The organism is Exiguobacterium sp. s132, assembly GCF_018617235.1.
GTDB lineage: Bacteria > Bacillota > Bacilli > Exiguobacteriales > Exiguobacteriaceae > Exiguobacterium > Exiguobacterium profundum.
Genome location: NZ_JACSJU010000001.1, coordinates 991654 through 1004578 on the forward strand (window position 1 = coordinate 991654; position 12925 = coordinate 1004578).

The following is a 12925-nucleotide window of genomic DNA, read 5'->3' on the forward strand; positions in this document are numbered from 1 at the left end:
GTCTGTCCTTTCTGCATTAACCGTTGATGACTGCTTTATGACCTTCGAGTGTGACGCCTTTTGCTTGGCATACTTTACAGATACCGTGAAACGTCAAGCGATGGTCTTTAATCAAAAATTCGTATTTACTCTCGACTTTTTTCTCAACATCGACGAGCAAGTCTTCCATGATTTCCTCGACCGAGCCGCATTCGACACAGACGAGATGGTGGTGCGAATGGTTCGCCCCTTCTGGACGTAAGTCAAAGCGTGCAACTCCGTCACCGAAGTTGACTTTATCGACCACGCCGAGCTCTGTCAATAATTCTAATGTGCGATAAACCGTTGCGAGTCCAATTTCTGGTGCGATGCTTTTCACGAGCATGAAGACGTTCTCCGCACTTAAATGGTCACTCTCATTCTCAAGTAAGATACGTACCGTCGATTCACGTTGTGGTGTTAATTTATATCCTTTGGCGCTCAATTGCTGTTTAATTCGTTCAATTCGCGTTTCCATAAGGCGCCCCCTCTTTACATAGTTCACTACTGAAAGCATACCGAAGTTTTACTCAATTTTCAATTTAAAATCATTACTATGTAAGTTTATCATATAAGTACTTAGATTAGAATTATTTCAATCTAGACAATTGCCACCATTGGATTGCCATAATTGTCTTGGCGTCGGTAATGATGCCTCGGTCCAGTAAATCGACGGCTTTATCAAATGAGTATCGTTTCACATTTAAAAATTCATCTTCGTCTAAATTCATCTCACCGGCAGATAACCCTTTTGCGACATATACATCGACCCGCTCACTGCAGAACCCAGGTGCCCCGTAGAAAGAAAAAATCTTTTCAAGCGATTCCGCCGTGTAGCCCGTCTCCTCTTCGAGCTCGCGCTCGGCACTCGCCATCGGCTCTTCGCCTTTTTCCAACTTACCGGCTGGAATCTCAAGCGACATCGATTCAAACGCTTTTCGGTACTGCTCCACCATGACGATGTTGTCCGATTCATCAATGACGAGTACAGCGACGGCTCCGTTATGATAGACGAGTTCACGTACAGACGTGTTTCCGTTCGGAAGGGAAACGACATGCTTTTCCACATCGAAGATTTTGCCTTGATAAATGACTTCCCGCTCAATCGTTTTTTCTTCCATATGATTACTCCTCACTTTTCGATATACTCTGATTATGAGTCAAACCTACATTTCGAACAAGGAGGAATCCAAATGAGTGAACTCGGACTCGGAACGATGACGATTTTGAAACATGGGGAGAAAGAGGCAAAGAATATCCTGGAAACGGCCATTCAATCGGGGATTCGCCATATCGATACGGCAGACGTCTATGAACGACAAGCTGTCGAGCGTGTGATTGGGGAAACGTTGGGTCAAGAGCGACAACACTTGTTTTTGGCGAGTAAAGGTGGCAATGAATTGACTGAGGAGGGCATGCGTTGGAATCCTGATCCGTTCTATTTAGAGGAAGCATTGCACGGATCGCTCGAGCGATTGAAAACCGATTATCTGGATTTATATTATATACATGGCGGCACGCTCGAGGATGACCTCGACGCAACGATTGAATGGGCACAAAAACAAAAACGAGATGGTCTAATCCGACAAATCGGACTCTCGTCGATTCGTCCGAACGTCATCAACCATTGGGTCAAATCCGGTGCCCTCGATGTTCTCATGACACCGTATTCCCTACTCGACCGCCGGGCAGAGACGCTCAACATTTCAATCCCCATCGTCGGTCGAGGGGTTCTTGCCAAAGGCCTATTAACGGATGAATGGGAGACTCGTCTCGGAGATAAGGGATTTGAGACGTGGCGAAAAGAGGAACTCGCAAGTGAATTGGCGATGATGCCGACACCGATTCAAGCCTATGCACTCGAAGCTGCAAAACGGTTCTGTGACGTCGTCTTACCAGGCGCCTCTTCAGTCAAGCAATTGAACGAAACGATTCGTTCATTTGAGACCAAAACCGATGATGAAGTGCTTGATCGCTTACTCGCTCGTTTACCGGTTCACCCATACACAAAACACGTGACCTGATCCGCTCAGGTCACGTGTTTTTCGTTGCGTGCTTGAATCTGTTCGATCGCCCAATCCGCCCATCCGGCATAGTTCTCCATCATTCGGATCGCATACTCGCTCGTCAGCAAATAGCCAAGTGTATCCTCGTCCGATTGATGTTCTTCTTGAAACATACGAATCTGTTGTGCGACCTGCTCATGGTGTGCCTTTGTCTCTTCGATATATCGGACCGCTTCTTCAACCGGCAACAATTGGAGCAGACTGACACGCAGGAGGTTTTCATCCTTCATTTTCGGTTGGAACGACGTTGGTTGACGTAACCAATTGATTAACTCTTCTCGTCCTCGATCCGTGATGGAGTATATTTTTTTGTCTGGCAACTCTTGTTGAGAGACATGTTCCGCCGAAACGAGTGCCTCTTCTTCCATCTTTAACAGTTCCCGATAAATCTGTGTATGATGGGCGTTCCAAAAATGAATCATCTGCGCCTTGAACGTCGCGTTCAAGGCGTACCCGGTCGCAGGCTGATGGGTCAATAACCCGAGCAATGCGTGACGTAACGCCATATCCATCACCTTTTCCTTCTCATGCTATTTTTAATAGTGTATCACATTCTCAAATGGTTTCGAGAATGCCAATCTGTTGACGACCCGTTAAAAACCCGACAAAATAGATAGAAGAAAGGAGAGTTGTCTATGCAACCGATTCATTCATCACAACAATTTGACGAAGCCACAAAAGATCATGGAATGGTGGTCTTCACTACATCATGGTGCCCGGACTGTAAACGTCTGGACATGTATGTCGATGAGCTTGTCAAAGACTATCCACAATTTAACTGGCACGTCGTCGACCGCGACGAACTCCCAGAGCTATCTGATGCACAAGAAGTTCGCGGCATCCCTTCACTTCTTTACTATAAAGACGGGGTAAAACAAGAACACCTCCACTCGGCGAACGCCAAGACGGAGATGCAAATCCGTTCTTTCCTCGATACGATCCAAGCATGACCTGATTCCTGCAGCCCATTCGACTGCAGGATTTTTTTGTACACACCTCTGTCATCCTCGATTATACTGTAAGAAATAACCAAATGAGAAAGGGAAACAATCATGACGTTTACACGCCTTTTCACTCCACTCTGTTTTACCATGTTGATGTTGGTCGGCTGCATACAACCATCCACGTCATCATCCATGCCGTCTGATGACGAGACGGCTATCATAAAAAGTGCTGTTACCTATCTACACAATAAGAATTGGCTACCAACCGATGAAAACGGGAAACAGGCTACGATTCAATCCATTACAGTCGATGATCGTTATGACTTAGTCGATGATCGGTTTGAAGGAACACGTGCCTGGCTCGTCACGTTCCCCCCTGATCCACAGCGTACGGTCGAGATTCCACAAGTACTCGTTGAATCGGAATCGAACGACGTGATTGGTCATCTTTTAAGCGAATAACGTGAACCTCCGACTACTTGTAATGCCGAACATACCGCGAGTCAATCCACCGCTTCATATAAGATGGAATCCGACCATGCCATGTAAACTTTCCATATGTTAGCAAGGCGCGCCCTGGTGTCGTCAGTAAGATATTCATCGATTGACGTCTCCGAAATGGTCGACTTGTTTCCTCGAGTAACCGTTTGCCGACATAGCGCCCTGACCTAACAGCATCGACGCCTCCATTTAAGGAGGATGCCATATCTCCTGTTACATATATATTTGTAAAATGATGATGACGTAAATATTTGTCTACCTCTATAAAACTCTCAGGTTTTGCAAGCCCTGATTCAGTCCACCATTCCACGGGAACAACCCCCGTCGCATCCAATAAAAGCCCTTCCGATGCGTCGCCATGAAACGCCTGTTTGACGACCATGACCCCTGTTCTGACCAACAATCGCTCGATGTGCTTTCTAGTATGGACCGAGACGTCTGGTAATATCTCTTTTGCATACAGTGTCACATTTTTTGTGCGAGCACACGTGAACGCCAATTCTACGCCGGCCTTCCCGCCTCCGACGATGGTCACTTGTGAACTCGATTCGATTTGGTCGAGTAAAGCTTGTGACATCGGTTTAAGTGGCGTGCCGATTCCCCGACTTTTCGCACCGGTGGCTAAAACGAGTTGATCGTATTCAAACATTCCGTTTTCTGTTTGAACCGTCTGCTGAATCGGGTCAATCGAGAGCACCCGCTTTGCGACCGGCTCTAGTTGAGGTGATCGGACCGTAGCTGAATCCATGAGCCCGGCAATCACTTGTGGAAACGCACCTGTATAAATCGTCTGGCAGTCTCCAATGAAGCGAACATCATAATGTTTGCATATCTCCTCAATACGATCGAGAATTTCTAGCTGTCCGTGTCCAAGTCCGGCCAACACCAACTTCGGTTTCATCGCAAAATCCTCCGCGCCTCAATGAATCGTTGTGTGATTGTCATGACTTCAAGCAATAAAAAGATAAGAGCAACCCCGCCGACCCAGTTCGGGAAGAGAATCATCAACGTGAACAAAATGAAGCACTCTGTTCGCTCGATAATTCCTGGCTGATAGTAAAACGTCTTCTCTGAGCGCTTTGAACTACTCGCACCGACAGCTAGGAACAGTGTCATGGCGATCACAAATGAAGCAATCAGAATGAGAAAAATAGGCATATATTCCGGGTAACGAAGGGCAAGGGCAATCACGACCGACAATTCGACGAATCGGTCCAGGACGAGGTCAAGCACCGTTCCAAACCCACTCGTTTTCGACTTTCGAGCCATCGTCCCATCTAAAACATCAAACAAGCCAGATAGCCACAGTAAGATGACGGCAGTCCAGTGCATATCATTATAGATAAAGATTCCGGTCGAGATTCCGATGATTCCTCCAAGTACTGTCACTTCGTTCGGCGTGAAATTCCATTTGAGCAATCGATTCGCTCCACGTTCGATGACCGGTTGAACGTAACGACTTCCGTAAGTATCGAGCATACTATTCCTCCTTTCGTTTAATTCGATAAATCATTCCAGTTTGGTACGTTTCACACGTCGGTAACATGACGGATCGTCCATCCTTGAACTGATATTCCCCGAAACATTGACCGAATCGATAAATTTTCTTCATCAACTGAACCGACACACCAGTCGCTTCGGATACCTCCACTTCAGACAACGGTCGCAGTTCTCCATCGAGCATGACAAAGTCACCAAATCCAGGGGCCGTATCGTATAACTCCGCAACCGTCCCCGTACGTGTCACCTTGCCTTCATCAATCAGCGTCACCTGGTCTGCCATGAGCATCGCTTCTTCCCGATCATGAGTGACCAATACCGCCGTCAAGTTGAGTTCTTTCACTAAGTCCCGGATAAAACGCTGCAAGTCGAGCTTGAGTTTGGGATCAAGGTTTGTAAAGGGTTCATCTAATAACAGTAGTTCTGGTTCAGCAGCTAAAGCTCGGGCAAGACTGACCCGTTGTTGTTCGCCACCAGACAGTTCGTGTATCTCGGCATCATATCGGTCACCGAGTTGAACGACTCGTAACCAATGTTCGGCTTGCTTACGAGAACGCTCTCGAGTCACGAGCGCGACATTCTCTCCGACTGTCAAATGTGGGAACAATAAAGCCGTTTGCGATAGCATCGTCACGCGCCGTTTATGCGCAGGGACAGGGATTAAAGAACGGTGATTCCATTTCACGTCGCCGCTGTCAGTCGACTCAAGACCTGCGATGATTCGTAGAATCGTCGATTTCCCTGAACCACTCACACCGACGATTGCGTGAATGTCGTGAGGTTTAACCTCGAAGTCGACACCATTTAGTATTTGTTTCGTTCCAAATTGTTTATATAGATTTTGTACATTCAAACTCATTGAAGACGTCCTTTCAGCATACGCACCATATACCGATCCCATCCTGAGAGCAGGAAATAGAGGAGAACGGGGAATAGGATGAGCATCCATGTGTTCGAGAGAGCTAGACCACGATTGTTTCCCGCATAAGATTGATACAATTCTGTCGTCACGGTCGGAATCAATCCCGCACCAATCAACTGGATCAGCGCAAATTGACTGAGAAAAATGACGGTCGTGAACAACGCGATGGTCCGCATCAATCTAGAAAAGAGCGGATACAGCACGTACATGACTCGCCGTCTCGATGGCAGAATCCGAGCTTGTTCCAAAAGTGGTCGACCGATGACCGCCATTCCGTTGTAGGCGAGGCGGATTGAATAGGGAATCGTCACGACGAGCAGGGCAAGGGTGACGCCGACATACGTCCCAATCAGACCAGCTTCCGCCAAAATCAGATAGAGGCCAAACAATGTGGCCAGCATCGGAATGAACAATGGTAAAAAGACGAGCCATTCGATGACATGTTTCCATCTAGAATCTGTCCACAATAGCCACCAGGCACACATCATCGAGAGCCACACATTGATCCCAGATAAAATCACAATCAATCCTATCGTATGAACGATTGCCATGTTGTTCTCGATTTCAAATGTCGGGACTACGAAAAAGAGGCTGATAAACGGTATGAACGTCAAACAGATGAGAAGCCCTTGTCGAATCATCGTCTCACCCCACGTTCAATTCGTCGTCGTATGGATGCGGTCAATACGTAAGATAGGAATACGCCGATTCCGACAAGACATGTCCAGACGAGGGCGACCGCATAAGGCTCTGTCGCCTCTAAATAGAGTCCAGTCGACAGTCGTTCATACGCGAGGACACCGATGAGTTTCGGGTAAGTCACGCCGAGCAATGCCGGGACCTCGTATGCGAACGAGATAAAGGCGATTAAAATCCATGCCGAATCGAGTAATGGTTTCATCAGAAACGGCAACTCCCCATGTTTGAATTGGTCAAACGGAGAGAGTTGGAGCGTCTTCGCCATCTCGACGTAACCCCGATTCAATTGCTCATATGTCCCGAGCATCATTAAAAAGACGAACGGTGTCTCCTTCCATATATAGGTCAGGATGACCGTGACATAGTTTCGTTCGTTCGCCTCAATCCATCCGATGCCGTTCGTTCCGGTGAACAATAACCAAAACAGGTATGCAGCGGCAATGTGAGGGACAAACATCGGAAGTCGGAGTACAGATGATAGGAAACGCCAACCTTTTTGGACGACCGTTCTTGCAAGCCACGTCCCGATTACAAGCGATAGACCGGTCGATACGCTGACGACATAAAGCGTCGTGACGAAACTATCGCGCCACGTCTCATCTGTTAAAAGCGAGCCCCAATCCGTTCCCATTGACTCTATGGCGAGAAAGATGAGAGCAGTGAGCGGAAGAAGCGACACCATGATCGTCACTGCGACACTACTTCGCAACACGTGGCCACTCCTCGCGGACGGTGTCAATCACGTTCGGTCCATAATCCGGAATCGAACGTTCGAGTAACTGCTCCGAATCTGGGTACGTGACACCCTCCCCTAATTCTTCAAACGCTCGTTGGTCATTCACGTCAAGCTTCGTTAAGTCGAGTGATGTGCCGTCTCCCCAATATTCTGGTCCTTGTTTGACAAGCTGTGCTTCAGGAGACAACAGTTCTTGAAGAAGGACTAACGCCCCATCTGGATTCGGGGCATTGAATGGGACTGCTAAAAAGTGTGTCGAGGCAATGGAGTGATCGAGGACGAGCGCGCGTGTCTCTTTCGGGAAGATCCCTTCCGTCACTTCCGCCTCGGCTCGACGTTCGTTGAATCCCATCGTCATCCAAACTTCTCCCGATGCATAGAGCTGATCGAGTTGTTCGAGCGTCTTTGGATACGTTTGTCCGTCTTTCCACAAATTCGGAGACCACGCTTTCAAGTCATCCCAGAACGAATCCTCAATGGTCGCTTTTTGGTCCAACTCGTCACCGTATCGTTCATACAATAGATGGCGGACGAAGGCATTCCCGGTGAAATCTGTGACTTCAGGATACGTGAATCGACCTGGATTGTCTTCAGTCCAGCGACGTAATTCTTCAAACGATTGAGGAGGATTGTCCACTTTCGAAGCATCGTAATGCATGATGAATTGTACATTCCCCCATGCGAGCTCCAAGTCCTCTGTCGGGGTGCCGGCATCTGATTGCTGGGCCGTTTCGTTTAATAACTCGGCGTTCGGGACACGTTCCATCAGTCCGTCTCGAAGAAGACCAGCCTCTTTCGCATTTCGGAAATTATCGCCATTGATCCAGACGGCATCAATCGTCCCGACTTGTCTGTCCGCTTTTTTATCGAGTGATAATTGTCGAATGAATTCTGCCGTATCCATTGCGACACGGTTCAATTCGACATTGTAAGATTCCTCGAGGCGAGGTGCCACGTAGTCATCGATGTAGCTGTTGATGCCCTCGTCCCCACCCCACATATATAGGTTGACGGTCGACCCTTCTGCCGTCGTCGCTGCTTTTTCAAACGAGTCCGAAAACTCAACTGCCTGTTCACTCCCACACGCTGCCACGAATGTGAGCATGACAGTTGCGAGCAGTACTCTCCATTTCCTCATCTTAATCCCCCTTTTTACTTTTTCTCAAATCCCCGTTTTGCGAGCATTTCGAACATGGTTGGACAGATTGCATACACATTCGCCCCTACGTTCATCCACCACGGCGCATTGATTTCACGTTTTCGCTTACGACTTCCTCTGACAATCGCCTCAGCCAATCGTTTCGGGTCAAGCATGATCCTTTGAACACTTTCAGCATATGTACCACTTTTATCAGCTCGATTAAAGAAAGGCGTTGCAATCGGTCCTGGATTGACCGTCATGACGTGAATGCCACGGGGCTTCAACTCTAGCCTGAGCGCGTTCGAAAACTGTAAAAGTGCCGCCTTTGACCCTGCGTAGACGGCTGACTTAGGTGTCGGTACTTTTGCAGCCTGTGAACAGATGTTGACGATGATACCCTCTCGCTCCATCACGCGGGCGACATCTCGCGATAACAGCATCGGTGCGAGAGCGTTCACACGCATCGTTTCTTCTATCACATCCGTCGACTGATCGGTCACAAAATCAAATTCGGCCATGCCTGCATTGTTGACCCATACGTCAAATTTCCCGAACCGTTCGCTCACATCATGAACGAGAGCGGTTGACTTTGCGACATCCGCGCACATCCAATCCCCTTCACATGTTGCGGCAATCTTTTTTAACCGTTCTTCATTTCTTCCAATCAACAATACGTTGTATCCATATTCATAAAAAGAATGCGCCAATGCGGCACCGAGCCCGCTTGACGCACCAGTAATGACTACTCGTTTCACGACATCACTTCTTTCTTCGTATAAATCCATTTTTGATCATCTCGACGTCTCTCGATGTCGCCACGTTCCTCGAGTAAACTGAGTCGTGCAAACACTTCACTGAAGACGAGCGGCATCCCACGTCGCATCTTTCGTCCATATAACTTCATTGACCAATCAAAAACGCTAAGTCCATCTTCCCATTCGGCAAGCAATTGTTCACTGCGCTCATACCGTTGGCGAATCCGACTCTCGATTAAATCATTCGGATGGTGAATCGGTTCACCGTGTCCACTGACGACGAGCTTTAAATCAATCCCGCGTAATTTTTTAAGCGAATCGATATAGAGAATGACGGGTGATGCAAATCCTTCGTCATCATACGGCTGTTCGATGAGCGGATTTGGTTCGACCTTGTCGATGAGGTGATCTCCGGCAATCAAGACTCCTCCGGGACCAATCAACCCGAGCTGGTCACTGGCGTGTCCAGGTAAATGGATCGTCTGCCACGCCCCATCCGAGGTCAATGCTTGCCCGTCCCCAAACGTCATCGTGACAGTCGTCGGACCAATCCAGCGAAGCGCTTCGCGATAGTCTGGTAATTTTTCCACGAGTGGAGCCGGGGCCCCGAAAGAGACGGCCAATTCATGTAAAAAGTGATTGCCACGCTTCAAAAAGTTTGGGGTTTGCTCTAAGTATCGAACGAGCTTTTCATGCCCGTACACGGGGATGGATGCGTCGCGAAGACGCCATGCTTGTCCGGCATGATCAGCATGATGATGTGTCAAAAATAAAAAGTCGATATCCGCCAACGAGAGTTCAAGCTCTTCAAGTTGACGGTTCAACGAGGTCCACGCCTCTTCTGTGTCTGGTCCACAATCGACCATGAAGAAGCGGTTCATATGTTCAACGATATATACGTTCACGTTCCCGACTTCGAACGGTGTCGGGATATCGAGTCTTGCCAGTTGGCTAGAAATCCAGTCCGCCATGTCATCACCACCCCTTCTTCCTGTCTTTCTCCATTATACCCGTCTGAAAGATGCGTTTTCAATCAAACAAAAAAGAGGGAGATGTCTCTCCCTCATGAATGATTCATATTATAGGTTGATGACCGTCACTTTATCACGTGTCATCGTCTCAAGGCTACGTCCGATTCCTTGAACGCCGAGTCCCGATTGCTTGACACCGATGAATGGGAAGTGGTCTGGACCGCGTTCTGTCCGTCCGTTCACTTGGACCGTACCGACTTCTAACTTATCAGCGACCGTGAAGGCGCTATTGACGTTTTGTGTGAAGACGCTCGCCTGAAGACCAAACTCCGATTCATTCGTGAGTGCGATCATCTCGTCGAGTGATTTCACACGGATGACCGGGAGGACCGGTCCGAACGGTTCTTCCCATGCGACACGCATATCTGTCGTCACATGATCAAGCAATGTCGGGTGAAGCAAGTTTCCTTCACGCTTATTACCGTAAACGACCGTTGCCTTTTTATTGACGGCGTCGTCAATCAAACCCTGTACATAATCCGTCGTCTTCGCATCAACTAAAGGAACGATGAAGCTGTTCTCTTCCGGTGAACCGACTGAAAGTTTTGCGACACGTTCTTTCAACATATCGACGAGCTCATCCGCTTGATTTTCAAGGACGAAGACGCGCTTGATTGCTGTACAACGTTGACCTGAATATGAGAACGCTCCGCTGACAATTTGGTCAGCTGCTAACGTCAAGTCTGCATCCTCTAAAACGAGGGCTGGGTCTTTCCCGCCGAGTTCGAGTACGACCGGTACCATCGACGCTTGTTGTGACAAATGTTGACCCGTACCCGTTCCACCTGTGAACGTGATCATGTCGATCCCTGGGTGTGATGTCAAGTAGTCACCGATGACCGAACCGCGACCTGTCACGAGGTTCAACAGACCTTTTGGAAGACCGGCATCGTGAAGAGCCTCGACCATCTTGATCCCACTGATTGCACCTTGCGTCGCTGGTTTGAAGACTACCGCATTTCCTGTGACGAGCGCCGGCGCAATCTTAGCAGCTGCCAAGTTTACCGGGTAGTTGAACGGTGAAATCGCGAGGATGACACCGAGCGCTTCTTTCTTGATGATGGCCATCTTGTTTTTCGAGCCACCTGGGAATGAATCGCCTTGCATGAAGCCGCCATTGAAGCGAATTCCTTCTTCTGCCGTATAACGAATGATTTCCGCCGTCCGTACGACTTCCTTCTTCGCGTCGTTCAAGTTTTTCCCGACTTCTCGCATGATGATTTGACCAATCTCATCCACGCGTTCTTCGAGTTTTTCTGCCCATGCATACAATAATTCAGCGCGCTTGTTGACCGGAAGCGCCGCCCATTCTTGTTGTGCACGTTTTGCGCCATGGATGGCTTCATCGACTTCATCGCGTGACATCGCTTGAACGCGACCTACGACTTCGTCTTTATATGGTGAAACGAGTTCAATCGTTTCGTTGCTTGAAGATTCCTGCCATTGACCATTCAATAAATATGGATATGTGTTCATACTCATCATCTCTATCTGCCTCCTGAGTAAGCTGTAATATCTCGTTGCCAACCCCATTGTATGCAGATTTTTTTGCATTGGACAACTATAACGATTCAGTTTATGAGATGTAAACGGTTACTATGAAACTTTTTGTGAATTCTGATGAGAGTTGACACTATTTTTACTGTAGATTTATCGATTGGATACCGATAGTAAAGATGAGAGTACGTGAAATAGGAGGGACTACCATTGAGCACTGATCATAATATTTTACTTGAAGCAGGAACGAACGAACTTGAAATCGTCATTTTCCAAGCTGGACCGTTCTTGTTCGGCATCAATGTCATGAAAGTACGTGAAATTATCACGATGCTTCCATTGACGCCACTCCCAGGTACGCCTGAAGCCATCATGGGATTAATCGAGCTGCGCGGTGAAGTCATGACCGTCATCGACCTTCCGATGGTCATCAGCCATCCGCGTGAAGTCGGAAGTGATGATCGTTTGATTGTCTGTGAGTTCAACGGTGAGAAGTCGGTTCTTCGTGTCGACCAGGTAACCGAGATCAAACGCATCTCTTGGGAACAAATTGATACCCCGTCCGATCTCGCACGTGGTGTTCAAGGCATTACAAACGGTGTCGTCAAAACAGGTGACCAGATGATCATCTTGCTCGATTATGAGCGAATCGCGCTCGAGTTGTCACGTAAGGACATCATGGCTCGCGAATCTGTGAAGCGACTCGGCGCTCGTGAGCGCTCGAACAAAAACATTTGGTTAGCTGAAGATTCAGAAATGCTCCGCACATTGATTCTCGACACGTTGGATGACGCGGGGTACTTCAATACGACTGTCTTCAATAACGGGAAAGAGGCACTCGATGCGTTTGAACAAGAAGGTGCCGAGTGTGACCTCCTCATCACCGACATTGAGATGCCACAGATGGATGGACTTCATTTGACGAAGCGTCTTCGTGAGATGGACCAATACGCAACACTTCCAATCATCATCTTCTCGTCACTCATTTCAGATGACTTGAAACATAAAGGGGAAGCCGTCGGTGCGAACGCTCAAATCACGAAACCAGAAATCGGAATGTTGATTGCGACGCTCGATGAATTTGTAGGATAATAAAAAAGTTTGCGACTTCTCCG

Annotated in this window: 16 protein-coding genes; 4 read left to right on the forward strand and 12 right to left on the reverse strand. The window is 48.0% G+C overall.

What is annotated here, in order from left to right; genetic code table 11:
• Positions 1–16 precede the first annotated feature (16 nt).
• Positions 17–496, reverse strand: coding sequence for a ferric iron uptake transcriptional regulator (gene fur / locus KNO78_RS05065; protein WP_012726507.1), 480 nt, complete (start codon positions 494–496; stop codon positions 17–19).
• Positions 497–608: 112 nt separating this feature from the next.
• Entirely contained in the window at positions 609–1139 is a 531-nt protein-coding gene (locus tag KNO78_RS05070; protein ID WP_214690800.1) for an NUDIX domain-containing protein, read from the reverse strand.
• A gap of 72 nt (positions 1140–1211) precedes the next feature.
• Here KNO78_RS05070 and KNO78_RS05075 point away from each other — a divergent pair, with 72 nt between their 5' ends.
• Positions 1212–2042, forward strand: coding sequence for an aldo/keto reductase (locus KNO78_RS05075; RefSeq protein WP_214690799.1), 831 nt, complete (start codon positions 1212–1214; stop codon positions 2040–2042).
• Between the two features lie 5 nt (positions 2043–2047).
• Here the strand turns inward: KNO78_RS05075 and KNO78_RS05080 are convergent, their stop codons facing one another.
• The gene (locus KNO78_RS05080; protein WP_084543069.1) at positions 2048–2596 is read right to left on the reverse strand and encodes a PadR family transcriptional regulator; all 549 of its coding nucleotides are present in this window, start codon (positions 2594–2596) and stop codon (positions 2048–2050) included.
• Positions 2597–2719: 123 nt separating this feature from the next.
• On the opposite strand from KNO78_RS05080, the gene KNO78_RS05085 reads away from it, so the two are divergent.
• A complete protein-coding gene (locus tag KNO78_RS05085; protein ID WP_012726511.1) occupies positions 2720–3034 on the forward strand; it encodes a thioredoxin family protein in 315 nt (104 codons plus the stop codon).
• Between the two features lie 102 nt (positions 3035–3136).
• Positions 3137–3490 (forward strand): hypothetical protein, encoded by a 354-nt coding sequence (locus KNO78_RS05090; RefSeq protein WP_214690798.1) that lies wholly within the window; start codon positions 3137–3139, stop codon positions 3488–3490.
• Between the two features lie 13 nt (positions 3491–3503).
• Here the strand turns inward: KNO78_RS05090 and KNO78_RS05095 are convergent, their stop codons facing one another.
• The 9 genes from KNO78_RS05095 to KNO78_RS05135 form a co-directional block, all read right to left on the reverse strand.
• Positions 3504–4430, reverse strand: a complete 927-nt coding sequence (locus KNO78_RS05095; protein WP_214690797.1) for an NAD(P)/FAD-dependent oxidoreductase — start codon at positions 4428–4430, stop codon at positions 3504–3506.
• Complete coding sequence (locus KNO78_RS05100) at positions 4427–5008, reverse strand: CDP-alcohol phosphatidyltransferase family protein (RefSeq protein ID WP_214690796.1); 582 nt, start codon at positions 5006–5008, stop codon at positions 4427–4429. Before KNO78_RS05100 ends, KNO78_RS05095 begins: the two co-directional genes overlap by 4 nt.
• 1 nt (position 5009) lies before the next feature.
• Complete coding sequence (locus tag KNO78_RS05105; RefSeq protein ID WP_214690795.1) at positions 5010–5888, reverse strand: ABC transporter ATP-binding protein; 879 nt, start codon at positions 5886–5888, stop codon at positions 5010–5012.
• A complete protein-coding gene (locus KNO78_RS05110) occupies positions 5885–6592 on the reverse strand; it encodes an ABC transporter permease subunit (protein WP_214690794.1) in 708 nt (235 codons plus the stop codon). Before KNO78_RS05110 ends, KNO78_RS05105 begins: the two co-directional genes overlap by 4 nt.
• Positions 6589–7362 carry an ABC transporter permease subunit gene (locus KNO78_RS05115; protein WP_214690793.1) on the reverse strand — a complete coding sequence of 258 codons (774 nt, stop codon included), beginning with the start codon at positions 7360–7362 and terminating at the stop codon, positions 6589–6591. The genes KNO78_RS05110 and KNO78_RS05115 overlap by 4 nt, the downstream gene beginning before the upstream one ends.
• Positions 7349–8524 carry an ABC transporter substrate-binding protein gene (locus KNO78_RS05120; RefSeq protein WP_214690792.1) on the reverse strand — a complete coding sequence of 392 codons (1176 nt, stop codon included), beginning with the start codon at positions 8522–8524 and terminating at the stop codon, positions 7349–7351. The genes KNO78_RS05115 and KNO78_RS05120 overlap by 14 nt, the downstream gene beginning before the upstream one ends.
• A gap of 14 nt (positions 8525–8538) precedes the next feature.
• On the reverse strand, positions 8539–9282 hold the full coding sequence (locus KNO78_RS05125; RefSeq protein WP_214690791.1) for an SDR family NAD(P)-dependent oxidoreductase: 744 nt from the start codon (positions 9280–9282) through the stop codon (positions 8539–8541).
• Positions 9279–10253 (reverse strand): MBL fold metallo-hydrolase, encoded by a 975-nt coding sequence (locus KNO78_RS05130; protein ID WP_031423403.1) that lies wholly within the window; start codon positions 10251–10253, stop codon positions 9279–9281. The genes KNO78_RS05125 and KNO78_RS05130 overlap by 4 nt, the downstream gene beginning before the upstream one ends.
• A gap of 108 nt (positions 10254–10361) precedes the next feature.
• Positions 10362–11798, reverse strand: a complete 1437-nt coding sequence (locus KNO78_RS05135) for an NADP-dependent glyceraldehyde-3-phosphate dehydrogenase (RefSeq protein WP_214690790.1) — start codon at positions 11796–11798, stop codon at positions 10362–10364.
• Between the two features lie 222 nt (positions 11799–12020).
• Here KNO78_RS05135 and KNO78_RS05140 point away from each other — a divergent pair, with 222 nt between their 5' ends.
• Positions 12021–12902, forward strand: a complete 882-nt coding sequence (locus tag KNO78_RS05140; RefSeq protein WP_074036778.1) for a chemotaxis protein CheV — start codon at positions 12021–12023, stop codon at positions 12900–12902.
• Positions 12903–12925 lie beyond the last annotated feature (23 nt).